This is a genomic window from Planococcus sp. BI3, from assembly GCF_056680115.1.
In genome coordinates, this window is sequence record NZ_CM155266.1 from 2,781,710 (window position 1) to 2,806,985 (window position 25,276).

The window sequence follows — 25,276 nt, forward strand, 5'->3', positions numbered from 1 at the left end:
TAATCCTTATCAAGCCTATCGGAATTAACCTTATTAACTTATAACAGACAGAGCAGGCTGTCAAAATGTCTGCTTGTCCGGGACAAAGAAAGAGGGGAAATCAACTTACAGAGTAATAAATTCTGATGACACAAATAGCCCCCAAACATGACTGAATGGGGGCTGCTGAAGACTATTCAAATCGGTTCTTTGATGAACTGGAAATGGCCTTTGCCATTCTCTTTCACTTGGTACATCGCCGTGTCTGCTTTTTTCATTAAATCGACAGAAGTGGTCGCATCCAATGGGTAAACAGCAATACCGATGCTAGGCAGACTGATGATTTCATTGCCGCTGATTGAATGAACCTGTCTTAAGGAATGCAGAATCCTCTCTGCCATCTGTTCCACAGCTTTCAAATCACTTACGCCGCGAATAATCAATGTGAATTCATCCCCGCCTTGGCGGGAGACGACGTCGTCCTCACCGGCACAGCTTTGGAGTCTTTCGGCTACAGAAATCAGCAGTTGGTCTCCAATATCATGCCCCAAGGTATCATTGACGTTTTTGAAATGGTCCAAATCGATAAATATGACAGCAAACAGTTCGTTAAGAATTGCGCCTTCTGTCACTGCTTTTTCTAAGGCCTTCCCAAAATACAATCGATTGGCCAAACCGGTCAACGGGTCATGGTAGGCCAGGAATTGGATTTGTTCTTCATTTTTTTTGTTTTCTGTAATATCTTTTCCAATTCCGAAAATCCCGACAATCTTGTTGTGCACCCTGATGGGAATGTTGGTGACACTGAGATAATGATACTTTCCAAGCCGGCTTCGTATCGATAGCTCGTAGCTTTGTGGTTGGCCTTGCAACGAATTTTCCAGGTACTTGGAAGCTTGCAGTTTCATTTTTTTATCAATGAATATAGCGCTTGAAAGACCAATCAGCTCATGCTTTTTGTACCCAAAAAGAGTTCCGCTTGCAGGGTTTGCGCTTTCAAAACGTCCTTTTAGGTCAAGGGAAAAGACCGCATCCGGATGATAGTTAAACAAGGATTTATAGCGCTGCTCACTGACATCCAATTCTTCTGTTTTTTCATGATAGCTTCGTAGCAGATGTTGATTTTCTAAAATGATGAAAATTTGTCTCAAGATGACCAGCAAAATTGAAATTCCAGATCCGATGGTGACCATATCGATGCCGGTGGATCGAGAACCCATAAAAATAAATAAAATCACGACAGTCACATAAGGCAATGAGAGGCGGAAAAAGTCCAAGCGCTGCGGAGCTTCCGGTTCTGCTAAAGAAGGCGGTGTTTGCTGAATAGATTCTGTCCGGAGAAATCCTGAAAAGCCGATCAACAGAATTGCCATTATAAACAAAGGATCGATTAGGCTTCCAGACTCATAACTGCCGAGAGAAACCAAATACAAATAAGCAGAGTCGGCAATGATCTGGAAAAAGAGTCCAATGGACAAAAAGAGCAGGTTCTTATTGAAAGTGGATTTTTGTGTTCCGAGATAGATGGTTACAATGCCAAGCAACAGAGCTAAATCACCGATTGGATAAGCCAGTGAGACGAGTAAAGAATAGATGGAAAGATCGCCTGCTTCAATAATCGGGCTGATCAGGAAATGCCAGCTGAAAGTTGAAGCCACAATCATGACGATCAGAATATCGAATAGGAATTTAGTAAAGTAGTGTTTTTTCGTTTCTTTGATGAGTTTATATGAAAAGGCTGCCAGGTAAAAAACTATTTGCAGCATATAAAAGAAATCAGGGGGGCCTGGAAAAGGCATTTCCCTGGAGAACAGGTTTTCATAAATCACCCAAAGGAAGTCAGCTACAAGATAATTCAAAGTCCCGACAGTGAGCAATAGCCAAAAGACTTTTTCAGTGCCACAGCTCTTTTGGTAAGCCCTAAGGAGCCAAACAGCAGCAATCAGACATCCGAAAACGGAAAAAATATTGCCGCCTACTGTCAAAAAAACCTCATTATTCTCCCAAATCTTCACCCAAGAGAAGTAGAGAAATGCGTAAAATGAAATAAAGATCAGGCCAAGACGTGTTTTATTTTTGGGTTTCATAACCATAGGACTCCCTGCTTTTGAAATCGACATCAGTTGAGCTCCAGAACAGCATGTTAACCGAGCGGTTCCAGAAAGAATGCCTGCTATCATAGTACTGCATATCCCCAGTAAATATACTGCTTTTTTTAATATTTTCAGAGAAAATTATAAAAATATATAGAAAATTATGCCATTCAAGAATTAGTGGGAAGTATGTTTTGAATCTATAAAAAAAGTCTCTTCCATTGGAAAAGAAGAGACTTTCAAGGGTTAAAAATCAAAGTTATCGGGATCTGGTCCAACGCGCTTGTTTTCATTCAAAGCCGAAATCTGTTGCATGTCCTCGTCTGTCAGCACAAAATCGAAAACCTGCGAATTTTGGATGATCCGTGCTTCTTTGATGGATTTCGGGATGACCACCACTCCATTTTGCAGATCCCAGCGAAGAATGACCTGTGCGACCGTTTTCTCGGTCTTGGCCGCGATTTCCAAAAGCAAGGGGTGATCCAACAATTTGCCCTGCATCAAAGGCGACCAGGCTTCCAGCTGGATGCCTTGAATTTTACAGAACTCATGCAAGTCCGTCTGGGTAAGGAGCGGATGATATTCGACTTGATCAACCATGGGGGTAATTTCCGCGTCTTTCAGCAATTCCTGCAAATGATGGATGTGGAAATTGCTGACGCCGATCGCTTTGACGCGGCCGTCCTTGTACAAAGTTTCCAATGCGCGCCACGCTTCTTTGTATTTCCCTTCAACCGGCCAGTGGATCAAATAAAGGTCCAGATACTCCAAACCAAGGTTTTTTAGGCTGGTTTCGTAGGCGGCAAGGGTCGATTCATAACCGAGATCTGAATTCCATACCTTCGAAGTGACAAAAAGCTCTTCTCTGGAAATTCCGGCTTCCGCCAATCCCTCACGGATTCCTTGGCCGACGCCTTCTTCGTTGCCATAGGCAGCAGCTGTATCGATGCTGCGGTAGCCATTGGCAATCGCAGTTTTGACCGCATCGATGACTTCCGCCCCTTCGCTCACTTTGAATACGCCGAGTCCGAACCAGGGCATTTCGACGCCGTTGTGCAAGGTGGTGGTATCTTGTAAGTTTTTCATGCTCATCTTCCTCCATGAGGTTAATTTGTTGGTGTTTCGTGTAACTTCCCGATAGCCATGAAATACCCCATGAGCGATAGCTGAAACCACCGTCACAAGAACGTTCTGCTCAAATATGTTATGCATTATTGCAAAAGATGCCAAGGAATTGATAGAAATTATAAATAAAAAAGAGCAGTCCAATAAGTCCCTAAAGAAAAACGGACAGAGAAAAAATTCTTTTTCTCTGTCCGTTTTTCGATCGAGGGAGTCTTTTTTTGGAAGCAGCTAGCGGTTCACTGCTGTAATCTTGAACTTCCTCCTGCTATAACCGTCTATGAGACATGGCTTCGCGCATGTCCTGGAGGGCTTTTTTGCCTTCATTGCCGCGGGCGATCATCAAGTTGGTGTAAAGCGCATCGATCAAACTCAATTGGGCGATACGGGACGACAAGGCCTCAGAGCGAAAATCAGTTTCTTCTGAAAGTGTGTAAAGGGCGATGTCTGCGTTTTTGGATAAAGGCGACTTGGCAAAATTCGTGACACAGATGATGGTAACCCCTTTTTCCTTCAAGACCCGCAGGACATCAAGAACCTCAGTAGTCGATCCGGAATGGGAGATGACAATCGCCACATCGTCTGATTGAAGCTGGGACGCAGCCATCAATTGCATATGGGAATCGAGGTTCATGGAGACATGAAGGCCTAAGCGGATGAACTTATGATAGCCGTCCATAGCCACCATGGCAGAACCGCCATTGCCATAAAAATCAATTTTCCGGGCTTTCATCAATTTCGCAGTTGCCTGCTCCATCGCTTCCGAATCGACAATTTGGAGGGTGTCTTCCAAGGTCTTGATATTGGAACGGAATACTTTTTCGGTGACAGTGCTGATGCTGTCGCCTCCTTCAATTTTTTCATGGATGTCTTTCAACGGAGCGACAACTTCGGCAGCAAGCGAAATTTTAAAGGCTTGGAATCCCTTGAAGCCGATGCGTTGGCAAAAGCGGAAAATGGTTGATTCAGCCAGCCCCAACTCATCCGCAATCTGGTTGATGGTCAAATGAATGATGTTTTTGGGATCGTTCAGTACATAGTCAGCGATCTTTTTTTCTTTTTCACTGAAGTGACGGTAACTGCCGCGTATGGCAGCCAGCGCAAATTGCTGTTCTTTCATGATCCGCGCCTCGTTTCTGTAAAAGTATTTTCATCTATTATACACTGACGTTATGCGTACGGAAAAATATTTGATACAATGAGTTCATTAAAGAAAAATATTCTTTTATTTTAAAGGGGGATTCCACAATGGAAATTGGAATTATTGGTTTAGGAAAAATGGGATTGAACTTGGCGCTTAACTTAACAGACCACGGTCATCAGGTTGTCGGATACGACAGCCACGCGGCAATCGAGCAAAGTGATTTTAGCCAAGTTGCTTCTATTGAAGAAATGGTGATGCGACTGGAATTACCCCGTACGCTTTGGCTGATGGTGCCAGCTGGTGAAATTACCGAGTCGGTCATCCAGCAATTGATGCCGTTGCTTGACGAGGGAGATTCCATTATCGATGGCGGAAACTCGAACTACAAGGATACGGTGCGCCGCGCAGCAACTTTGAAAGAGCACGGCCTTTTCTTCTTTGATTGCGGGACGAGCGGCGGAACAGAAGGGGCACGCCACGGAATTTGTGCGATGATCGGCGGCGATGCAGAAAAATTCAAAACCATTGAACCCTTATTGCAGGATATTTCTGTACAAGATGGCTATTTGTATACAGGAGAAGCGGGAAGCGGGCATTTCTTGAAAATGATCCACAACGGCATTGAATACGGCATGATGCAATCCATCGCGGAAGGCTTCGATATCCTGAACAAAAGCCCTTTTGATTTTGATTACGAAAAAGTGGCTGGCGTTTGGAACAATGGGTCGATCATCAGTTCGTACTTGATGGAAATGACGAAAAACGCATTTTCTAAAGACGCCAAACTCGACAGCATCAAAGGCGTCATGAATTCGTCAGGTGAAGGCAAATGGACTGTGGAAACTGCGCTTGATTTGAATGTTCCGGCACCGGTCATCACCTTGTCGCTGATGATGCGCTACCGCTCATTGGAAGAAGATACTTTTGCAGGAAAAGTCGTGGCAGCACAACGCAATGAATTTGGCGGACACGCAGTAGAGAAAAAATAAGAGCAAGTGTTGAAAGGCTAAACAATAACAGGTGCTCGTTCACATAGTTTTGTGTGGAGGTGTGCTGGCGCAAAGGATACATTAAAATCCTGAGCGGTGATGGAAACCATTATTGGTCTCACCGGTTTCGTGGTAATGTTGATTATAAGATTTTTATCTAAATTAAGCCTGAAGAGAAAAAGGGATGTTTCCTTTTTCTCTTTCTTGTATACAGAGGAGGGTTCCAATGCCTGAACTGTCTTATTATCTTGGGGTGGATATCGGCACCACTTCAACCAAAGCCGTTTTATTCGATAAATCCGGGAACGTAATAGCAGCCGATACGGTTTTTTATGCACTGGAGACGCCGAGCCCGCTGATAGCGGAGCAGGATCCGGAAGAGATTTTCCGTGCTGTATTGGCCTCTGTCCGAAAAACCATCCAGCAAAGCGATATTGATTTGCAGCAACTGAAACTGGTGTCCTTCAGTTCGGCAATGCACAGCCTCATCGCAGTGGATGGAGCGGGAAATCTGCTGACAAAAAGCATCACCTGGGCCGATACCAGAAGTTCGAAGCATGCCAAGCATATAAAAGAACAGCCCAATGGCCATGAAATCTACCTGCGTACGGGTACACCGATTCATGCGATGTCTCCTCTGGCAAAACTGGTCTGGCTGAAAGATGAAAAACCGGAACTCTTCAAGCGGGCTGCGAAGTTCATCGGCATCAAGGAGTATGTCTTCCATGAATTGTTTGGGGAATACGTAGTCGACCATTCGATCGCCTCTGCGACAGGGCTCTTCAACCTGCAGAATTTGGATTGGGATGAAGAGGCTTTGGCGGTGGCGGGCATTACGCCGGAACAGTTGTCGCGGCCGGTCCCGACCACATACGGGATGGCGGGACTTGTTGCGGAGCATGCCCTGTTCATGGGCATTCCTGAAAAGCTTCCCTTTATCATCGGTGCGAGTGACGGCGTCTTAGCCAATCTCGGCGTCGACGCCATCGAACCTGGCGTTCTGGCAGTGACAATCGGCACGAGCGGCGCCATCCGGACAGTCACTGCAGAACCGAAAACGGATCCGAAAGGCCGGACCTTTTGCTACGCATTGACTGAAAACCATTGGGTGGTCGGCGGGCCCGTCAATAATGGCGGCATCATCCTGCGCTGGCTGCGGGATGAGTTTGCTTCCTCAGAAGTCGAAACAGCGAAACGCCTCGGCATCGATCCATACGATGTGCTGACAAAAATCGCTGAAACGGTCAATCCTGGCTCGGATGGCCTGCTGTTCCATCCCTATTTGACGGGGGAGCGGGCGCCGCTGTGGGATTCCAACGCCCGCGGCTCGTTTTTCGGCCTCAGCATTCATCACAAGAAGCAGCATATGATCCGCTCGGTGCTCGAAGGCATTGTCTTCAATTTGTATACAGTGTTGCTTGCGGTCGAGGAGTTGACCGGCGAACCGGTGCGCATCCAGGCATCGGGCGGCTTTGCCCGCTCGGAAATGTGGCGCCAGCTGTTGGCAGACGTTTTCGGCAAGCCGGTGGTCATCCCGGAAAGCTTCGAAAGCTCCTGCCTCGGCGCTGTCGTTCTCGGCATGTACGCCACAGGGGAAATCGAGGATTTCAGCATCGTCTCCAAAATGATCGGCCAGACGCACACGCATGAACCGGACGAAACGGCAGCTGGTGTTTACCGGGAGCTGCTGCCGATCTATATCCGCCTATCGCGCCTGCTGACAGAAGAATATGAAAGCATTTCAGACTTCCAACGGAAGCATTTAGACTGATGTGTGACACCCGGGACCAGAAAGTTGGTTTCGGGTGTTTTTTTGGGTTGATTTCCTGGGAATATTTTCTTCTTTTATTTTAATGAAATCAGCTGCTTGTTTCGCGTTGGTTTTATGGTCGCTCAGCAACATTTGCAGTCGTTCAGATGAAAATACAGTCGTTCAGCGGCATTTGCAATCGTTCAGAAAAAAATACAGTCGTTCAGCAGCATCTACGCTATAAATAATTCAAACAATCAGAAAACAACTAAAAATATCTATAATTTTCCAAACCCACATGATACGATAAAGACAACTTCAATCAGTGGGGACCTTCCCCACTGTGTGAAAGCAGTACCTGAATCGTTCAACGTCAAGGGGGATGTACGGATGGAATTCGATGCGATTATAGTAGGAGCAGGCCTTGCGGGGCTGGTGGCGGCAGCGGAAATCGCTGACGCGGGCCAAAAAGTGTTGCTGTTGGACCAGGAGCCGGAAGCGTCTTTTGGCGGGCAGGCGTGGTGGTCGTTCGGCGGTTTGTTTTTGATCGATTCGCCTGAACAGCGGCGCATGGGCATCAATGATTCAAAAGAATTGGCCTGGCAGGACTGGCTTGGGGCAGCTGGTTTTGATAAAGAGCAGGATGAGGACTATTGGGGCAGAAAATGGGCAGAAGCCTATGTGGAGTTCGCAGCAAATGAAAAGCGGGCTTGGCTTGCCGGCATGGGTGTCAAATTCTTTCCGATCGTCGGCTGGGCGGAACGCGGCGGTTATTTGGCGGAAGGGCATGGCAATTCAGTGCCGCGCTTTCATATCGTCTGGGGAACGGGACCTGGCATCGTTGCGCCGTTCGAGCGGCGGGTGCGTGAACACATGAAGAATGGGCTAATTGAGTTTCGGCCGAGGCATCGAGTGGATGAGCTGCTGACTGAAGACGGAGCGGTGGTTGGAGTATCCGGTTCGCTGCTGGAGCCGAGCGATGCCAAGCGGGGGGAAGCGAGTTCGCGGCAAACTATCGCCAACTTCCGTTGCAAAGCAAGGGCAGTCATTGTGACGAGCGGCGGCATTGGCGGCAATCATGAATTGATCAAAGAAAATTGGCCAAGCCGGTTGGGGAAAGCGCCCGAAACGATGTTATCGGGAGTACCGGCGCATGTCGATGGGCGAATGTTGGCCATCACGGAAAAAGCAGGAGGGCGCATCGTCAATCGCGACCGGATGTGGCATTATACCGAAGGCATCAAGAATTGGGATCCGGTCTGGAACAAACATGGCATCCGGATCCTGCCGGGACCTTCTTCCATGTGGTTCGATGCTGCGGGCGAACGTTTTCCAGCGCCGAACTTTCCGGGATTCGATACACTCGGCACACTCGAAACCATCCAGAAGACCGGCTATAGCTATTCCTGGTTCATCTTGACGCAAAAAATCATCGAAAAGGAGTTTGCGCTGTCAGGTTCCGAACAAAATCCGGATTTGACCGGCAAAAGCATTCCGCAAGTATTATCCCGTATCCGCGCGGGAGCGACGTCACCAGTGCAGGCATTTATGGATAAAGGCGAAGATTTTATTGTAGCGGATACACTTGAAGAACTGGTCGAAGGAATGAACAAGCTGACCGGGAGAAATCTGCTGGATTTTGGACGGATCAAAGAACAGATCGATGCGCGTGACCGGCAGCTCGACAATCCCTTCTCAAAGGACCTGCAGATTACAGCGATGCGTGGTGCCCGGAATTACCGGGGAGACCGGCTGATCCGGGTAGCGGCGCCGCATAAATTACTGGACCAAAAAAAAGGGCCGCTGATTGCGGTTCGCCTGTCGATTGTCAGCCGTAAAACCTTGGGCGGTCTGCAGACAGATTTATCCGCCCGGGTGTTGAATGAAGCCGGAGATCCTGTGCCGGGCCTGTATGCCGCGGGAGAAGTGGCGGGATTCGGCGGTGGCGGCGTCCACGGTTACCGATCACTTGAAGGGACGTTTCTTGGCGGCTGCCTGTTTTCCGGAAGAACAGCGGGAAGGGCGGTCGCGGGTGAAGGAGGTTCTGGAAGTGCTTTTTGATGGAGTAGGATGGCGGATTGTACTTTTTTTACTCGGAACCGCTTCCAGTATTTTTTTGGTGAATCGGTTCTTGAGAAATATTCTTGGAGTAGAGAGGAGAAAGTTTTTTTCAACTGAACATGTCAATGATCTTCATAAAAAATGGGACAGGATAGTGAATGTAGGCGCGGGTATTATTGTGTTTATCCTGTCGATGTCCCTCATTGGATATGGCCCCGTAATCAGTCTATATGTCGTGGTTATTACGGCTGTTATAGGGGCATTGCAGATACTGATCCGGGCAGGGTTCGAGAAGGAATATGCGGAAAACCCGAACGACTATTTGTACACGATCTTGGAATCGCTGGCGGGTACTGTCATACTGATCACGTTCGGCGTGAGTTTATTTCCAGACTTTGTCTCGGTTATTTTTACGATTTGAAATGGAGGAGGAAACCAGATGGGAGATTCTATTGCCGTAATTTTTGTATTAATTCCTATTTTCATTGCCGCCTTCGCTTTGAGGTGGGTCAGGATTATGCGCCTCAATTCGGAAAAGCAGATCCAGCAAAACGAAGAAATCATCGGTTTGCTGAAAGAAAGTGTGAAGGAGGGCAGAAGATGAAGACGCAGGAGGAATGGTTGATTCGCCCATACAGGGAAGACGATTTTCCGGCCATCCATGAATTGAACAAGCAGGAGCAGTGGAGCAACCTTGCAGCAAAAGCACAAGAGCTAAAACAAGCCTGGGACAATTCCGCTGTGGCAGTCGTGGCTGAAATGGAAGGGCAGCCCATCGGTTATTTGCGGGGACTGACAGACGGCTTCGTTTCTCTCTATATCTGCGAATTGCTGGTAAACCAAAATCACCGCAAATCAGGGGTGGGGAAAAGCCTGATGGATCATGTCCATAGTCTGTATCCGAAAACCCGAATGGAATTGTTGGCGAGCGGCACGTCCCGTAGTTTCTATGAAGCACAGGGCTACAGGCCTTTCTACGGCTTCCGCAAGACTATGGAGGAATCATCCGATTGACTGCCAGCTGTTTCACGTGGAACGTTCTAATCCAGAGGAGCGATGTGTAAATGAAAGGCGAACAAGTGACTGTCCGGTTTTTGCGTACGGAAGATGCAGCCGAAAAACTCAAGTTGGAAGTGGAGAACAGAAAATTTTTTGAAGCGTACGCGATGACCCGCTATCCGGACTTCTACACTCTGCCGATACAGAAGGAACTGATTGAAATTTACGCGGAACAGAAAGAGGATGATCAGGCCTACAGCTTTGGAATTTTTGAGAATAGAACCGGATTGCTGGTTGGAACGATCAGTCTTGTTCAAGTGATGAGAGGTCCGCTGCAAAGTGCTGTGCTAGGATATGCCCTGGATAAAAAGCACAATAATAAAGGCTATACGACAGAAGCGGTAGAGCTGGTTGTGGCGTATGCTTTTCGAAAGCTCGCCCTTCACCGCATCGAAGCGGGGGTTATGCCTGGAAATGAGGCATCCGTGCGGGTTCTGGAAAAGGCAGGCTTCCACAAAGAAGGGATTGCTGTGAAGAATGTCCAGATCAACGGCGAATGGCGGGACCACCAAGTGCTCGCCATCATCAATCCGCGTGATCTTTGAAAATCCTATAAAAAGAGGTGATTCCGTGCGGCTTCAGTCTGACAGGCTAGAATTCAGAACATACACAGATGAGGATTTCCAGTTTTTATGGTCGCTGCTGTCCGACCCTGAAATGATCCGCTATATCGGCAAAGGGCAAACACGGGATCGAAGTGAAGCTCTTGAATTTCTGTATTGGATCTATCGTTCTTATAAAGAAAACCCTCAAGGCGGGCTTTTGCTGCTGATCCGGAAAGAAGATGGCAGGCGGATCGGCCATGCCGGACTTGTGGCTCAGACCATTGAGGGTGTTGATGAACTGGAAGTGGGTTATTGGGTGGCCAAAGATTTTTGGGGTCAGGGTTACGCCAAAGAAGCGGCAGAAACTTTGCGTGATTACGGCTGGCAGCAGCTGGGAAGAAAGCGGCTCATTTCCTTGATCCAGCCGGCTAATAAGGCGTCGCAAAAAGTGGCGCAGCATATCGGCATGGCTATGGAGAAGGAAATAATGCTGTCTGGAAAAAATGTTTGTGTCTATGCAATTGATAAAGAGAAACCGCAGCTTGAATGACTGCTGGCATTAAGCATAATGGAGGTGGAAACAGCTTGATAATTGAAGCACTCATACTTTGTCTCCTTTTTATTATCGTAAACTTTTTTGTGGGGCGGTACGTGAAGAAGCGTTGGGAAATAGCAAAACGCAAAGAATGGCTGTATTGGCCCTTGAACCGGAAGCATGCGTTGATCGAAGCATTTTTGATGATCGTGTTCATTGTTGGGGCAGTCGCTTTGGGAAACCGATTGATGGGAACGATCAATTGGGTGTATTATCTCTTTTTCTTTTTCTTCATCAGTTCCCTCAGCCGGGCTTTCATGGAATGGAAATACGCTAAAAGCGATAATGTTTGGATCAGCCAATTATCAGAAGCCGCCATTACGGCAGTCCTGCTGCTTAGTTTTTTTGTTTTTCCCCGTTAAAGGAGTATCTATGCTTGGCAGAAGATTTTATAGGTGCATAAGTCTACCGCTCTTTTTTTCTCCTGGTGACTTTAGCGCGTCCGTTCCAGTGGAGGGTTAAATGCTCTCGTTTAGGGGAATAGCATCAGCAACAAATGATGTGTCACCTAAAGGAGAAACGGCTATGAAAAAGGACAAAACCATCGAAGCGGAAGTGAGCGGCTATATTTCAGGTTTATTGCGAACGCATTTTGGAAAAGAGCCAACGTCTGTATTTGTCTCAATCCGTCGGCCGTTTGTTGTTATCCATTTGCGTGAATTCCTGGCGCCGACAGAAAAAGTATGGATGAGCCAACATGAAGCAGAGCGGATACAGGAAATCAGGGATTTGCTGATGGCTGACCTGAATGGCCAAATGAAGATGGACTTGCTGAAATCAGTTGAACTTGATATCAAAGACATCTACGCAGACTGGAATCTGGAGAATAAGACCGGTCTGCTGATTCTTGTGCTCGATGGAGCGGGTATCGAAGATGAGAGTGAATGGCCGAAAGATATAGATAACAAGGCATTTTATCAGGAAATCATTAAAATCAGCAAAGAAGCCCAAAAAGAACCTGAGAAAACTGAGGTTTATTGGTTGAATCCGCGGACTGTATTGATTCGAAGAAAAGGGATTATGATCGAAATCGAAAAGGAATTGATCAAAAATAATTATACGGTACAGCTGAAACTGGCAAAACGCCCTTTGGAATCGAAACTCATCTATAATTCTTCTCTTGAACAAGTCTTAAACCAGAACATAACCGAAGTATTCACCGATTGGAACTTTATAGAAGATGTAGGGTATATAGTGCTGCTGATAGAGCCTGAAAACGAAAAGGGGCACTGACGAACAAGCGGAAAGTGCCTTCGCTAGGCGCTTTCCACTTGTTTAGTCGACCTGAATTCTAATCATCTCCCTCATGAGCGGCATCATCTTATCACCCTCGGACACATGTTGATCGATCCAGCTAGATTCCCGTTTCAGCAGTTCTTTGATGCGTGAAGCTGCTTGCACATGATCTGCTGGAGTCATGAGGTTGGAGATTTTCTCGATTTCCGAAAAGACGGCTTCCGGCAACGAGCGGCTCACTGTTTTCAAGCCAAGCTGTGCCCGCTCTGGTGCATAGCGGTACAAGAGAACCCGTGCTAAATGCTCTACAACATGCGACAGCATCTTCACTGCCCAAACGCCGTTCCCTCTGGCAGCCGCTTTGCGGTACTGAAATAAAAACCACGCAACATCGATGACGTGATCTGTGTATTCAACTCCACTCAGCTCCAGACTTTGTGATTCTGTAAATTGCCCCAGCAGGTTTTCAGGATCATAAACCACTTTGAAGAAATCCTTTGCCGTAAACGATTCCACAGTCACCGTAAACAGATCGATATGGAGAAGGTCATCGAAAATCGCTATGAGCTGAGGGGCAATGATGAAAATGTCATCCTGAAATAGCACCGGCCGATATGCCTGCAGATGAGTAAGGCGCTCAGCCAGAAATGATTTTTCCTGTTCTTTATCGACCAGGCAATACAGGTCGATATCCGAATGCTCATCGTGTTCATCTCTCCCCATGGAACCCTTCAGGAAAACGGCTCGGACATAAGGGCTTTGCGTTAAACTGGCTGTTATTTTTTCTACCGCAACTTCCTGTACAAGCATGATAATCCCCCGCTAGCTAGATTTGTTTTTCCTACTATAGCATAGAAGGATAAACCTTCCAATTTGAAGGATAAAGAGAAACTTCAATCAGTGGGGGCACCCCACTGATTGTTAAAGCGGGATAAATAAAAATAAGAATGTAAAGAAAGGGTGAAAACTATGCGCCAGATCATCGCTATGGGCGGTGGAGGTTTCTCGATGGAACCTGACAATCCGTTACTCGATCAATACATATTGCAGCAGGCCAATAAACCCCAGCCGAAAATCTGTTTTATTCCAACGGCAAGCGGAGATGCGGACGGCTATATCGAGAAGTTCTATGATTTCTTCAATCAGCAATCATGCATTCCGAGCCACCTGTCTTTATTTAAACCGCCAACGCAGGATTTGGAACGCTTCGTGCTGGAACAGGACATTATTTACGTAGGCGGCGGCAATACCAAAAACCTGCTGGTACTTTGGAAAGAATGGGGATTGGACGGAATTCTGAAAAAGGCATGGCAGCAGGGAATTGTGCTGGCGGGCCTCAGTGCCGGTTCTATCTGCTGGTACGAGGAAGGTGTCACCGATTCCTATGGAGACAGACTTGAACCGCTCCAGGCGCTGGGTTTCTTGAAAGGCAGCCATTGTCCGCATTACGACGGTGAAGCCGAAAGAAGGCCGGCTTATCGCCAGTTTATTGAACAAGGCAACTTGCAAGAGGGCATTGCGGCAGACGATGGAGCGGCTATCCACTATATTGGCCAGGATATCAAACGGATTGTCAGTTCGAGACCGGCAGCGAAGGCTTACCGGGTGAGTAAGCATGGAGAAGAAGAATTGGCCGTTGAGTATTTGGGGGCTAAATGATAAAGGAGAATTGAGATGCTGGATATCTTTTCGATGACGATAAAAAGTTTTCAACAACAGCGAAGGGTTCAGGTCTATTTGCCTCGCAGCTACCAGTTTGGTGAGAAAAAATATCCTGTTCTGTATATGCATGATGGCCAGAACGTCTTTCGGAATGGCGAGGCGATTGGCGGAGTTTCCTTGGAACTTGAAAGCTACTTGGACAAAAAAGAGCTGGACGTCATTGTGGTGGCAATTGATCAAAACAGCGATGAGCGGAAAAATGAGTATTGCCCATGGGAGAATGGTGCATACAGCCAAAAATTTTTAGGTGCGGAAAGTTCTTCTTTTGGAGGCAAGGGCAAATCCTACATTGGATTTATTGTCGAAGAACTCAAACCATCTATTGATAAAAAATACAGAACGATAGAAGATCAGGCAGCAATGGCTGGGATATCAATGGGCGGCTTAATCACATTATATGCTGCTTGCCTTTATCCGAAGGTTTTTAAAGACCTGTTTGTTTTCTCAGGAGCGTTTTATGCAAATCAGGAAAAAATGGAGGATTTGCTGGAGGCAACAGATCTGTCGTCCGTCCGCACCCTGTATATGGATTGCGGTACCAATGAAGCAGGGAGCGGAACTTTTATAAGCAAAGAGTTTTTGGCTTCCAATCATGCAATTTATGAGATCGTCAAAAGAAAATTGCCTACAGCAGAATTTAAGGTGTTGGAAGGAGAAGAACATAATTATCGTGCCTTCCAAAAAAGAGTGCCACAGCTTTTTTCTTTATTAACAAATGAGGTGAGCCTGTGAATATCAGACTGGAAACAGCAACAGCTTCGGATGCGCCTGCTATCCTCGCTATGCAAAAAGCAGCTTTTTTGCCCCTTTTGGAGAAATACCAGGATCATGGCACCAATCCGGCGAATGAAACACTGGAGCGGGTACTTGGCAGGATCAACAGTTCCAGTTCGCGCTTCTATAAAATTTTGGCGGAGGAAAAAATGGTGGGGGCGATACGCATCAGGTGGAATGAGGACGGCGGGTTTTGGGTCAGTCCCTTATTTGTCGATCCTTCTCATCAAAGGCGCGGCATAGCAGGAAAAGCGATGCGACTGGCAGAAATTCAGCATCAAGAAGCCGTAACGTGGGAGCTCGCCACCATTCTGGAAGAGGAAGAGAATTGCCGCTTCTATGAAAAACTGGGCTACAGAGAGACTGGTGTCATCGAACAGCTGAACAGCAGAGCCACGTTAGGTTATTTCAAAAAACAGTGAAGGATGTTGATGGAATGAAGCTGACGGCAGAGCTTTCGAGGTTCAAAGTCAAAGAAGGAAAAACGGAAACGGTTGAACAATGGATGGCATTTTTGAAAGCAGCTGAATATACAAACCATGTTCCAACACACAGGCTTCTGCTATAGTGGCAATAAGGGCGGTATCATTGTTGAACTGCACCCGGTAAAAAACTCAACAATTGCATAGTTCTGCCTTGATCTTAAATCGACAGGGACGGAGAAAACCACTGATAAACTTACCGCCCGTCTGTCCAATTTTGGAACCGATGGGCTTTATTTCGGTTTTCCTCCCAAAAGGAGAGAAAAAAATGAAGAACACAGCCTCACTTATCAAAATGAAAGCCCAGAATGAAAAAATCGCGATGCTCACGGCCTATGATTACCCATCAGCTAAGCTTGCAGAACAGGCTGGAGTCGATGTGATTCTGGTGGGCGATTCTCTCGGAATGGTCGTCCTGGGATATGATTCTACTGTAAAGGTCACAGTCGATGACATGATCCATCACGGCAAAGCGGCCCGCCGCGGCGCACCCGATACGTTTTTAGTCGTGGATATGCCGTTTGCTTCGTTTCATGGAAGTGCAGAACGCACACTCGACAACGCGGTCCGCATTTTTCAAGAAACAGGAGCGGAGGCCGTAAAACTCGAAGGTGCAGATGAAGTCGTGGATGTCGTGAAATTGCTGACGCGCACCGGAATCCCAGTTGTCGCTCACTTGGGATTGCTTCCGCAGACAGCCGGCGTTTTGGGTGGCTATAAAGTCCAAGGAAAAACAGCGGACGCCGCGCAAAAGCTGATTGAAGATGCAAAAGCTTGTGAAGCCGCAGGAGCCTGCATGCTGGTTCTCGAATGCATTCCGTATCAATTGGCGCAGAAAGTCACAGCGGCGCTGACGATTCCGGTGATCGGCATCGGTGCCGGCAGTGAAACGGATGGACAGGTTCTGGTCTACCACGACGTCCTGAAATACGGGGCGCACCATTTGGCGAAATTTGTACGGTCGTATGCAGAAACCGGAGACATCATGAAAAAAGGATTGACCCAGTATGTAGATGAAGTGAGATCTGGGATGTTTCCGGCTGAAGAGCATCGTTTCACCATGAAAGAAGAAGAACTTCAGCAGTTGTACGGAGGAAAAGAATAGAAAACAGTAAAAACCCGGTGTCGAAAATAAAGAAGAAACAGCTGCAAGGAAATGGCTCTATTCATTTCCTTGCAGCTGTTCTTTTATTCATCCAAGTCTCCTTGCGGCTGTATTCAGTCGTCTCATCCGCAAACAGGCTTAGAAAAGAGAAAAAAAACCTTTTGCACACTACCGGACAGTTCATCCTGGTAAGTTGAGAAAGGTTTTTTAAAAAGGATCATTTGTTTCAACAAAGTAAGGTTCCTTACTTTTTTACGGCGTCTTTTCTGAGAAGATAAAGAAAGTCCTTATTCACTCAGGATTTTCTTTATCTCATCTGCTTGGATGGCATATCCCAACAGCGCTTTTTTCAATAATCCTTCTTTTTTTAATTTGCCCATCAAAAGAGAAATGGTTTCCCGTGAAGATCCAACCATCGTGGCAATATCTTCATGGGTGATTTTCATATTGAGTGATTGCCATTCCTTGTCCCGTGTCCCACTTTTTTCGCTCAGCTTGAGCAACAGGAAAAGCGTCCGATAGCGGACATCCCAAAGGGCAATCTTTTCACTAAGGTCATAAGTTTCTTCTAGGCGATTCGATAAAATTTGAATGAGTTTGAGTGATGCCTCCGGTGTTGTCCGAATAAAAGATTCGAATTTCCCTTTATCCATTGTGCATAGATAGCAGTCGGTCATTGCCTCTGCATAGGTTTGTTTATCTGTCAGCATAAAAGATTCCGTTTCGCCAAAGACATTGCCGTCCACAAGGATATCAGTCGTAAACTGCTTTCCTTGGGATGTCATCCGATATAAGCGAACCTGCCCTTTTTTCAAAAAGAACAGGACATCCAAGGGCTGTTCGGGAATCAATAGCTGTGTTCCTTTTTTCACAGGTGTCATTGTGCTGTTGCTGTCGATTAATTTCAGATCTTCCATTGGCAGCTCATCAAAAAGATTGATATGCGAAAGGAGTGTCAGCTTATCCATGGTGAATACCCCCTCTTTTCCCTTTAATGGGAAGTCATCTGCTCGTATTTTATTCGTAGTTCCGGGATGTACCAAATGTGAAAAAGCGATACGCAAATTGAATGGGAAAGGCCTTTCTTTTCAAACCTATAATATTTTTGATCATCGCGCTTTAATTCAGGATGTGCCTATTGAGAAAAAAAGACAAGGTTTTCCGCTTTTGAAAGATCAGGATATCTACTATACGTATATGGAAATAATGGATGCAGAAAACTGATCAAACGGCCGAACATGTCTCATGAAGACTACAACGAGCCGGTTCAGGATCCGGCAAAGCAACTGCATTCCCGCCAGCCAACAGTTGACCTTTACAAAGGAACTTCCCTTATATCGGATTCCACATGCCGTCAGAAGGAGATCCGCTAAACTGAGTTAAGGGCAGGTTTCTGTTATGCTGGAGTAGAATTCGCCATATATCCATAACACTACAGAGGGAGTTGTTTCGATGAAGAGTCAAATTAAAGCTTTTGTTTTCGATGTTTATGGAACACTATTCGATGTTACGGCAGTTAAAGATGAATGCGAAAAGTTGTATCCGGGTTACGGGGAGGCCATCAGCCAAACGTGGCGAACAAAACAAGTTGAATACTTTATGCTGCGCCAGCTGATGGGGAACTATGCGACATTGTCTTCGATTACCCACCAGGCATTGAAGTATGCTCTTAAAGAAAACGAGTTGAAATCAAACGAACAAAACGAGCAGCACCTGCTTGAAGCATATCTCCACTTGCCGCTTTATGCGGAAGTTGAAAATGTCCTTACTCAACTGAAAGATCAAAAACTGGTGGTATTTTCAAATGGGTCTCACGATATGCTGGATCCGCTGATTGAAAATGCCGGAGTGGAAAACTTATTTTCGGAAGTGCTCAGTATTGATGAAATCCAACAATTTAAGCCAGCCCCGGCGTCTTATGAATACGCTGTGAAAAAACTGGATTTGGAAAATCACGAAGTCCTGTTTATGTCATCAAACGGCTGGGATATCTCAGGAGCTAAAAACTTCGGATTTCAGACAGCTTGGATCAATCGAAAAAACTTGCCGATTGAAGAGCTCGAATTGGAGCCAGACTATATTTTTTCAGACTTGAACGGTCTTCTGAAATGGAAATGACAGCTTGACAAGGACGCAGAAAGTTTGGAAGAGATGGGCTGAAAGCAGAAAGAAATAGGAGGGGAAATAGATGGACACATTGCAACTAGGCAACAAAGCGCCATTATTTGAACTGCCGTTGGCAGAAGGAGGGACATACTCCCTCGAACAGGATATGGCCGAACGTCAAGGATGGAGATTTCTGGTCTTTTTTAGAGGTTCGTGGTGTCCGGTCTGCAACCAGGATTTGCAGGAGATCGAAGAAAGCATCTCGTACTTTGAAGGCAAAGGGGTCCACTTCACAGCTCTTTCGACCGATACGCAGGAAGGTTCTCTGGAGATGAAGCGCAAGCACACGTTAAGTTTTCCGATTTTAGCAGATGCTTCGAAAGATTTGCTGGACCAGTATGGGGTTTATTATCACGGTGAAGATGCTCCATATGAAGATCATGGAACTCACGGGGAAGCGGCTTACTTCTTGCTGGATGAAAATGGGGGAATCCTGTATCAACAAAAGCAGACTAGTCCATACGGAAGACCCACTGCTAAGGAATTGCGAAAAGTTGTTCAATACATTAAGAAAAATTTAAAATGATTTTTTTCGTTTTGGGCATCGTCAGCTGAGCATTCTATAAATAAAGGACAGTAAGATAAGAGGAATAGACTTGTTAAAAGAGCTTAAAGATTTTCTTTAAGCTCTTTTAAATTGCGTTGAAGCCTTTTTTGAAGCTCCACCTGCACGCACAATCTTTGCTTTCTCATAGGAAACACCATTGTAAGCCACCTTACATATTCGTCTGGAAGATGCTGTTAAAGTAAAGGGAGATTCGAATAGAGGGGGAAATTCAACATGGCAAATAAGATGACGTTTCAAGCAACAGGCACTTCAAGCAAAATGAAATCAGAACTCAAGGTGGGAAACCACGAAATGACAATCGATGAGCCGCCGAGCATGGGTGGAACCGATAAAGGACCTGATCCACTTTCAACTCTTCTCGCTTCATTGGCCGGATGTGAAAATGTCATTGCTAACCTGGTCGCAAAAGATATCAAATTTGATTTGCAGGGAATCGAGTTTGACGTAAAGGGAGACTTAGATCCTCGTGGCCTTATGGGCCAAGCGGACATTCAGCCTTACTTTAACCAGATTTATGTACATGCAAAAGTGAAAACAGACGAGACAGTTGAGCGGATCCAGGAATTAAAAGAAAAGACCGATGCCCGTTGTCCTGTTTTCACCACATTTCAAGCAGCAGGCATACCAATTGATGCGAAGTGGGAAAAAGCTTAATAAATAACAAAAAGAAGCTGACGGATGCAGCTTCTTTTTGCTGTACATTTTGTAATACCGGATTCTTTCGCCACAGGCAACTTTCAGATATGCCCCTATAAAACGGATAGAGCAATTCATCTCACAACCAAAGGAGTACAACGAGCTCTGCATCAGTTGAAACTCCCGATTTTTTTATTCTTATGAACATCTTCTGTGCCGGCTTCCAAAGCCACCTTGTAATAGAAGCATTTATGCTCAATGATTTCCATGGTCTTTTTTAGTTCTTCCATCTGTGCTTCAACTGTGGCTTTTCTCTCTAAAAACATGTCGTATCGCTGCTGCAATGTAGAGTCGCCGTCAGAGCACCAATCAATGAAATTCTTGATCTCTTTAATAGGCATGCCGCTTGCTTTCAAGCATTCCACGATTTTTAACGCTTGGATGTCGGATTCTTTAAATGTGCGTGTTCCGTTGGTGGTCCGTTCGACAAACGGCATTAGCCCTTCCTTGTCATAATAACGCAAGGTGTATACAGTCAAATCTAATTGTTTTGCGACTTCGCTGATGGAAAAAGTTTTCATGATTTTGTCTCCTCTTTTTGTGAGCTAGACTTCGAGTCAACTCTAGGTTTTGGAGAAACTTTATCATTTGGCTTGTTGAAAGTCAAAGCCTGCTTACGCAAAATAGGGGATATCCCGGTTTCTCGCTTGACCTAGAGTCAACTATAGCCCGTAAGATTGTTTTAGAAGAGAACAGATCGCTGTCTCGATAATTACCGAGAACTTAAATACAGGTCTCGGTAATTTCCAGTACAAGCAGGTTCTCTTAAAATACGTAGGAGGTTTTTAGATGATTACTGTTAAATCACGAGGTGTCACCGGTCCGGACAAGCCCTTTCAAGAAGTGGATATTAAACGGAGAGACCTGGATACCCAAGACGTACTGATTGAAATCAAATATTCGGGGATATGCCATTCAGACATTCACACTGCACACGGCGAATGGGGCCCAGTAAACTATCCTCTTGTACCTGGCCACGAAATTGCGGGATTTGTCACTGAGGTAGGAACAGAGGTTACGAAGTTCAAGGTTGGAGATCGTGTAGGGGTTGGCTGCATGGTCGACTCTTGCGGTGAATGCGAGAATTGTAAAAGGGGCGAAGAACAGTACTGCCTCAAAGGGAATGTACCGACTTATGCCGGTATCGACAAATACGGCGAACAGACACAAGGCGGCTATTCAACCCATATAGTTGTAACAGAAGGTTTTGTCGTGCGAATTCCTGACAATATTGGACTTGATGCTGCGGCGCCATTGCTTTGCGCGGGGATTACCACATATTCACCGCTCAATCATTGGAATGCCGGTCCAGGCAAGAAAGTAGCGATCGTGGGTATGGGCGGCCTTGGACATATGGCTGTTAAAATTGCACATGCCATGGGTGCTGAAGTTACCGTCTTGTCGCAAACATTGAACAAGAAAGAAGATAGTTTGAAATTCGGGGCAAAAGACCATTATGCCACCAGCGATCCTGAAACTTTTGAAAAACTTGCCGGCACCTTTGATCTGATCATCAATACGGTAAGTGCCAAACTCGATATGGACGCGTACTTCTCATTGCTTTCATTGGATGGATCTCTAGTGAATGTGGGTGCGCCTGCTGAGCCGTTAGCAGTAAATGTATTTTCTCTCATCGGCCGCCGCCGTTCGTTTGCGGGTTCAATGATCGGGGGAATCCGTGAAACGCAGGAAATGCTGGACTTCTGTGCAGAACATAACATTGTTCCGAGCATTGAAGTCATTTCAGCCGATCAGATTGACGAAGCCTATGACCGAGTATTGGCTTCAGATGTAAAATACCGATTTGTGATTGACGTCAGCACCATTTGATTTTGTCCCGATACAGTGCGGGCAAGTGGATGTTTTATGAATTGTCGTTTGACAGTAATAGATAGAAAAAACCGGTACCTCGTCTGAGATACCGGTTTTTTTCTGTTTTTTTATCGTACGTAAGGAGAAGGGTTAACCGCGTTTGAACGTGCGCCATTCCAAGGTCCTACGTGAATTTCAAAGTGAAGATGTGTGCCTGTAGAACGGCCTGTGTTGCCCATGCCGCCCACTTGTTGGCCTTGTCCGACTGATTGGCCGACTGATACATTGATTGAATTCATATGTGCATAAACAGTAGAGTGTGTCTGGCCGTTGATGGAATGTGTAAGGATAACGACATTGCCGTATCCACCCATATTTCCAGCATGTGAAACCATTCCGCTCGCTGCGGCAACAACTGGTGTTCCTGGTGAATTTGCAATATCCATTCCAAGGTGTGATTCTGCTCCGGCTCCGATATCACGGCCGCCGAATCCAGAAGTAAAGCGTCCAGTTGACGGCAGGATAAATGTTGAACTGCCGGCGTTGGAAGAAACTGAAGCTTGTGAAACCGTTGCTGCAGGTGCCGCTGAAGCCGCAGATGCAGCAGCCTGACGCTGAGCTTCCGCTTTACGTGCAGCGGCCTCTTTAGCTAAACGTGCGGCTTCTGCTTTTCTGGCGATTTCTGCAAGGCGTGCCTGTTCTGCGCCGATTTTCTTCTCAAGATCTGCACTGATGTTCATCGTTTCGTTATGCTCTGCTTCAAGTGTTGATTTTTCTTTAGCTAAGCGCGCTTGTTCTGCTTTCAAATCACTTTCCAATTTAGCTTGTTCATTTTTTTGCGCATCAAGTGAATTTTTCAAGTTGACCAATTCCGCTTTTTTAGCTTCTTGTTCAGCCAGCTTCGTTTCCACTTCCGCTTTTTGTTCAGCCAAAAGTTTTTTGTCTGCTGCTTGTTCACGCATAATTTCACGGTCCGCTTCAATTAAGATGTTGACTGCTGAAAAGCGGTCAATGAAATCAACAAAGCTGTTTGCGCCAAGAAGTACATCTATGTAGTCTACTGAGCCGCCGCTTAACTGTATGGCACGCGCCCGCTCTTTCAGAAGCTCTTCGCGTTCCGCAATTTTTCTTTCCAATTCTTCAATGGATTTTCTCAACTCATCGATTTCGATTTTTGTCTGATCGATTTCTGCTTGAACCACATCAATTTTGGTTTGTGTTTCAATAATTTGGTTATCCAATTCGCGGATTTTTGCGATGATTTTTTCGAGTGTGGTTTGATTTTGGGAGATTTCACTTGTTTTTTGCTGAATCCCTGAGTTCAATTCACTTTGTTTCTGTTGAACCTCTTGTTGTTTCTTCTCTAAATCGCTTAGTTTATCTGCATTTGCAGTAGGCAAAAACATTGTTAAAGCCAATACAGCCGACAAAGCGATCATCAGTAATTTCGATAATGGTTTCAAACTCTTGCGCCCCTTTCATTTTCCGTGGTTATCTATAAGTTATACTGAAAAATTTTTATATTCGATAATTTTTCCTATCGAAATGGTTCTGTTAGGAAAAATCCAGCAGACCAATTGTACCACCACATAAACCTGTTTATTATTACAGTTTCTTATCAATTAGAATTCGAACATGACAAAATAGCAGATAATAGCCTAGAAGGCACTCCTTTATTAATATCAATTTGATGTTTTAGTGAAATACTGTTTTCGGTTATTATCGTTTGGTGATTATCTGATGGTTTTGATGGTTATTTAGATGTGTGATAGCAGAGAAAGAACAGGGGAATGAGGAGAGTGGTGAAGAAGGAATAAAAGAGCAAAAAAAAAGCCTTCCCAAAGACTTAGATAGGGAAGGGCTTTCGGTGGTTATTCTTCTGCTAATACGTCAGCTTGTTCTCTGCGGACGACCAGCACATCACATTTGGCAGTGCGGACAATCCGTTCAGAAACACTGCCCATGATAAAGCGTTCAGCTGCATTCAATCCGGTAGCCCCGCAAACGATGACATCGACGTTCAATTTAGGAGCCAATTCTTTAGGGATGGCAATTTTAGGGACGCCATATTCAATGATGACATTTACGTTCTTTACACCGGCGGCCATTGCTTCTTCTTTATATCTGGCAAGCAACTCCTGGGATGTTTTTTTTGTGCGATCTGCAATTGTCCGATCGTACGCTTCGATGGAACCGAATGAACGGTTGTCGATGATATGGGCCAGGTGCAATGTGGCATTATTGCGCGCCGCTGCTGCTGCCCCTTTCTTAAATGCCAATTCTGCTTCTTTGGAACCGTCTACTGCTACCAATATATTGGAATATTTTAAAGTCATTCAGCATTCCTCCTCGTCTCTATACTAGGGAACTTCGCTGTGGGTGCGGTAAGTTCCTTCTTATCTGTCACATTCTTTTGAGAACGGTGTCAAAATGATGAATTTACACACGAATAAAAGGATATTCATGGTAAAATGAATGAAAGAGAAGAATTCGGCAGATATATGGAAAGGCGGCTGTAAATTGAATACCGGCACAGGGAATACGGATGTATTGGTGGGCATGGAAGAATTGCTGTCAGTACGCCATCAGGTTAAGGAATTAAAAAAAGATAGCTATTTATTCCACGAAGGAGATGCTATCGGAGGGGTCTTCATCATTCGTTCCGGTAAAATACGGATCGAAAAAGTGACGCCGAACGGCCGGGAACTGACGCTGAAAATCTGTGGTCCAGGCCAGCTGGTGGGAGAAGTGACTATTTTTTCTGACGCGCCCAAATATATGCTGGATGCCCGTGCGATAGAAGACACGGTCTGTCTTCATATTTCAATAAATGATTTGGAAGAGGCCCTGCTGTCAAATGCGCGCTTGTCCATCGCCTTTATGAAATGGATGGGAATCGACCAGCAGAAAACCCAGACGAAATTCCGGGATCTGCTGCTGCATGGCAAAAAAGGTGCGCTGTATTCAACCTTGCTCAGGCTGTCCAACAGCTACGGGGTCCAAACTGATAATGGGATTTTAATTGATCTGGTGTTGACTAATCAGGATTTGGCGAATTTTTGCGGAATGACGAGAGAAGTGGTCAACCGCATGCTGAATGATTTGAAAAAAAACGGCAAACTGACGTTAAATGAAGGGAAAATCCTTCTGTACGATACGGACTATTTAAAAACGGAGACAAATTGTGAAAACTGTCCCATTTATTTATGCAAAATTGATTAGCAGGAGAGCTTGCCCATGCGGCGGGTTCTTTTTTTGTCTAAAATTTGTCAATCTGTTAAAAATAAGGCGTGACTGTGAGAAATGTCACAGTGCCGCCCCGGGCGATAGCATAATCTGGAGATAAGAACAAAACGCATAAGAGGTGAAGAGGAATGA

Annotated in this window: 29 protein-coding genes; 21 read left to right on the forward strand and 8 right to left on the reverse strand. The window is 45.7% G+C overall.

What is annotated here, in order from left to right; translation table 11 throughout:
• Window positions 1-176: 176 nt before the first annotated feature.
• From AC1MEO_RS13970 to AC1MEO_RS13980, 3 genes are all read right to left on the reverse strand, one after another.
• Window positions 177-2,066: a DUF4084 domain-containing protein gene (locus tag AC1MEO_RS13970; RefSeq protein WP_480331362.1), complete on the reverse strand. Its 1,890-nt coding sequence runs from the start codon at window positions 2,064-2,066 to the stop codon at window positions 177-179.
• A gap of 252 nt (window positions 2,067-2,318) precedes the next feature.
• Window positions 2,319-3,164: an aldo/keto reductase gene (locus AC1MEO_RS13975; protein ID WP_480331364.1), complete on the reverse strand. Its 846-nt coding sequence runs from the start codon at window positions 3,162-3,164 to the stop codon at window positions 2,319-2,321.
• A gap of 298 nt (window positions 3,165-3,462) precedes the next feature.
• Window positions 3,463-4,314 carry a MurR/RpiR family transcriptional regulator gene (locus AC1MEO_RS13980; protein ID WP_480331365.1) on the reverse strand — a complete coding sequence of 284 codons (852 nt, stop codon included), beginning with the start codon at window positions 4,312-4,314 and terminating at the stop codon, window positions 3,463-3,465.
• Window positions 4,315-4,442: 128 nt separating this feature from the next.
• Here AC1MEO_RS13980 and gnd point away from each other — a divergent pair, with 128 nt between their 5' ends.
• From gnd to AC1MEO_RS14030, 10 genes are all read left to right on the forward strand, one after another.
• Window positions 4,443-5,327, forward strand: a complete 885-nt coding sequence (gnd, locus tag AC1MEO_RS13985) for a phosphogluconate dehydrogenase (NAD(+)-dependent, decarboxylating) (RefSeq protein ID WP_480331366.1) — start codon at window positions 4,443-4,445, stop codon at window positions 5,325-5,327.
• A 226-nt stretch (window positions 5,328-5,553) separates the two neighbouring features.
• On the forward strand, window positions 5,554-7,098 hold the full coding sequence (gene gntK / locus AC1MEO_RS13990; RefSeq protein ID WP_480331368.1) for a gluconokinase: 1,545 nt from the start codon (window positions 5,554-5,556) through the stop codon (window positions 7,096-7,098).
• Window positions 7,099-7,467: 369 nt separating this feature from the next.
• On the forward strand, window positions 7,468-9,138 hold the full coding sequence (locus AC1MEO_RS13995; protein ID WP_480331370.1) for an FAD-binding dehydrogenase: 1,671 nt from the start codon (window positions 7,468-7,470) through the stop codon (window positions 9,136-9,138).
• Window positions 9,139-9,196: 58 nt separating this feature from the next.
• Window positions 9,197-9,559: a DUF4181 domain-containing protein gene (locus AC1MEO_RS14000; RefSeq protein WP_480336101.1), complete on the forward strand. Its 363-nt coding sequence runs from the start codon at window positions 9,197-9,199 to the stop codon at window positions 9,557-9,559.
• Window positions 9,560-9,577: 18 nt separating this feature from the next.
• The gene (locus AC1MEO_RS14005) at window positions 9,578-9,742 is read left to right on the forward strand and encodes a hypothetical protein (RefSeq protein ID WP_480331372.1); all 165 of its coding nucleotides are present in this window, start codon (window positions 9,578-9,580) and stop codon (window positions 9,740-9,742) included.
• Window positions 9,739-10,152 carry a GNAT family N-acetyltransferase gene (locus tag AC1MEO_RS14010; RefSeq protein ID WP_480331375.1) on the forward strand — a complete coding sequence of 138 codons (414 nt, stop codon included), beginning with the start codon at window positions 9,739-9,741 and terminating at the stop codon, window positions 10,150-10,152. The genes AC1MEO_RS14005 and AC1MEO_RS14010 overlap by 4 nt, the downstream gene beginning before the upstream one ends.
• Before the next feature lie 50 nt (window positions 10,153-10,202).
• Window positions 10,203-10,742: a GNAT family N-acetyltransferase gene (locus AC1MEO_RS14015; RefSeq protein ID WP_480331377.1), complete on the forward strand. Its 540-nt coding sequence runs from the start codon at window positions 10,203-10,205 to the stop codon at window positions 10,740-10,742.
• 25 nt (window positions 10,743-10,767) lie between these two features.
• Complete coding sequence (locus AC1MEO_RS14020) at window positions 10,768-11,292, forward strand: GNAT family N-acetyltransferase (RefSeq protein WP_480331379.1); 525 nt, start codon at window positions 10,768-10,770, stop codon at window positions 11,290-11,292.
• Window positions 11,289-11,699: a DUF4181 domain-containing protein gene (locus AC1MEO_RS14025; RefSeq protein WP_480331381.1), complete on the forward strand. Its 411-nt coding sequence runs from the start codon at window positions 11,289-11,291 to the stop codon at window positions 11,697-11,699. Before AC1MEO_RS14020 ends, AC1MEO_RS14025 begins: the two co-directional genes overlap by 4 nt.
• A 163-nt stretch (window positions 11,700-11,862) precedes the next feature.
• The gene (locus AC1MEO_RS14030) at window positions 11,863-12,570 is read left to right on the forward strand and encodes a Na-translocating system protein MpsC family protein (RefSeq protein WP_480331383.1); all 708 of its coding nucleotides are present in this window, start codon (window positions 11,863-11,865) and stop codon (window positions 12,568-12,570) included.
• Window positions 12,571-12,612: 42 nt separating this feature from the next.
• Here the strand turns inward: AC1MEO_RS14030 and AC1MEO_RS14035 are convergent, their stop codons facing one another.
• Window positions 12,613-13,383 (reverse strand): nucleotidyltransferase domain-containing protein, encoded by a 771-nt coding sequence (locus AC1MEO_RS14035; RefSeq protein WP_480331385.1) that lies wholly within the window; start codon window positions 13,381-13,383, stop codon window positions 12,613-12,615.
• Between the two features lie 159 nt (window positions 13,384-13,542).
• Between AC1MEO_RS14035 and AC1MEO_RS14040 the strand changes: the two genes are divergently transcribed.
• The 5 genes from AC1MEO_RS14040 (at window position 13,543) to panB (ending at window position 16,656) form a co-directional block, all read left to right on the forward strand.
• On the forward strand, window positions 13,543-14,232 hold the full coding sequence (locus AC1MEO_RS14040; RefSeq protein WP_480331387.1) for a Type 1 glutamine amidotransferase-like domain-containing protein: 690 nt from the start codon (window positions 13,543-13,545) through the stop codon (window positions 14,230-14,232).
• A gap of 15 nt (window positions 14,233-14,247) precedes the next feature.
• Window positions 14,248-15,027: an alpha/beta hydrolase gene (locus tag AC1MEO_RS14045; protein WP_480331389.1), complete on the forward strand. Its 780-nt coding sequence runs from the start codon at window positions 14,248-14,250 to the stop codon at window positions 15,025-15,027.
• Complete coding sequence (locus AC1MEO_RS14050) at window positions 15,024-15,491, forward strand: GNAT family N-acetyltransferase (RefSeq protein ID WP_480331391.1); 468 nt, start codon at window positions 15,024-15,026, stop codon at window positions 15,489-15,491. The genes AC1MEO_RS14045 and AC1MEO_RS14050 overlap by 4 nt, the downstream gene beginning before the upstream one ends.
• 14 nt (window positions 15,492-15,505) lie before the next feature.
• Window positions 15,506-15,637 carry a DUF6176 family protein gene (locus AC1MEO_RS14055; RefSeq protein ID WP_480331393.1) on the forward strand — a complete coding sequence of 44 codons (132 nt, stop codon included), beginning with the start codon at window positions 15,506-15,508 and terminating at the stop codon, window positions 15,635-15,637.
• Between the two features lie 182 nt (window positions 15,638-15,819).
• Window positions 15,820-16,656, forward strand: coding sequence for a 3-methyl-2-oxobutanoate hydroxymethyltransferase (panB, locus tag AC1MEO_RS14060; RefSeq protein WP_480331395.1), 837 nt, complete (start codon window positions 15,820-15,822; stop codon window positions 16,654-16,656).
• 287 nt (window positions 16,657-16,943) lie between these two features.
• On the opposite strand, the gene AC1MEO_RS14065 is transcribed toward panB, so the two are convergent.
• On the reverse strand, window positions 16,944-17,624 hold the full coding sequence (locus AC1MEO_RS14065) for a Crp/Fnr family transcriptional regulator (protein ID WP_480331397.1): 681 nt from the start codon (window positions 17,622-17,624) through the stop codon (window positions 16,944-16,946).
• Between AC1MEO_RS14065 and AC1MEO_RS14070 the strand changes: the two genes are divergently transcribed.
• The 4 genes from AC1MEO_RS14070 to AC1MEO_RS14085 all read left to right on the forward strand — a co-directional run bounded on the left by AC1MEO_RS14070 (window position 17,623) and on the right by AC1MEO_RS14085 (window position 20,044).
• The gene (locus tag AC1MEO_RS14070) at window positions 17,623-17,880 is read left to right on the forward strand and encodes a glutaredoxin domain-containing protein (RefSeq protein WP_480331398.1); all 258 of its coding nucleotides are present in this window, start codon (window positions 17,623-17,625) and stop codon (window positions 17,878-17,880) included. The genes AC1MEO_RS14065 and AC1MEO_RS14070 overlap by 2 nt on opposite strands.
• 228 nt (window positions 17,881-18,108) lie before the next feature.
• Window positions 18,109-18,774: a haloacid dehalogenase type II gene (locus AC1MEO_RS14075; protein ID WP_480331400.1), complete on the forward strand. Its 666-nt coding sequence runs from the start codon at window positions 18,109-18,111 to the stop codon at window positions 18,772-18,774.
• A 70-nt stretch (window positions 18,775-18,844) separates the two neighbouring features.
• Window positions 18,845-19,348 carry a peroxiredoxin family protein gene (locus AC1MEO_RS14080; protein WP_480331402.1) on the forward strand — a complete coding sequence of 168 codons (504 nt, stop codon included), beginning with the start codon at window positions 18,845-18,847 and terminating at the stop codon, window positions 19,346-19,348.
• Between the two features lie 255 nt (window positions 19,349-19,603).
• Entirely contained in the window at window positions 19,604-20,044 is a 441-nt protein-coding gene (locus tag AC1MEO_RS14085) for an OsmC family protein (RefSeq protein ID WP_480331404.1), read from the forward strand.
• A gap of 152 nt (window positions 20,045-20,196) precedes the next feature.
• Here AC1MEO_RS14085 and AC1MEO_RS14090 read toward each other — a convergent pair whose 3' ends face one another.
• Window positions 20,197-20,607: a MerR family transcriptional regulator gene (locus AC1MEO_RS14090; protein ID WP_480331405.1), complete on the reverse strand. Its 411-nt coding sequence runs from the start codon at window positions 20,605-20,607 to the stop codon at window positions 20,197-20,199.
• A 268-nt stretch (window positions 20,608-20,875) separates the two neighbouring features.
• On the opposite strand from AC1MEO_RS14090, the gene AC1MEO_RS14095 reads away from it, so the two are divergent.
• Window positions 20,876-21,916, forward strand: coding sequence for an NAD(P)-dependent alcohol dehydrogenase (locus AC1MEO_RS14095; protein ID WP_480331407.1), 1,041 nt, complete (start codon window positions 20,876-20,878; stop codon window positions 21,914-21,916).
• A 110-nt stretch (window positions 21,917-22,026) separates the two neighbouring features.
• On the opposite strand, the gene AC1MEO_RS14100 is transcribed toward AC1MEO_RS14095, so the two are convergent.
• Both AC1MEO_RS14100 and AC1MEO_RS14105 read right to left on the reverse strand, forming a co-directional pair.
• Window positions 22,027-23,361, reverse strand: coding sequence for a murein hydrolase activator EnvC family protein (locus tag AC1MEO_RS14100; protein ID WP_480331409.1), 1,335 nt, complete (start codon window positions 23,359-23,361; stop codon window positions 22,027-22,029).
• 408 nt (window positions 23,362-23,769) lie between these two features.
• On the reverse strand, window positions 23,770-24,234 hold the full coding sequence (locus AC1MEO_RS14105) for a universal stress protein (protein ID WP_480331410.1): 465 nt from the start codon (window positions 24,232-24,234) through the stop codon (window positions 23,770-23,772).
• A gap of 223 nt (window positions 24,235-24,457) precedes the next feature.
• Between AC1MEO_RS14105 and AC1MEO_RS14110 the strand changes: the two genes are divergently transcribed.
• Window positions 24,458-25,120: a Crp/Fnr family transcriptional regulator gene (locus AC1MEO_RS14110; RefSeq protein WP_480336102.1), complete on the forward strand. Its 663-nt coding sequence runs from the start codon at window positions 24,458-24,460 to the stop codon at window positions 25,118-25,120.
• Window positions 25,121-25,276: the final 156 nt, after the last annotated feature.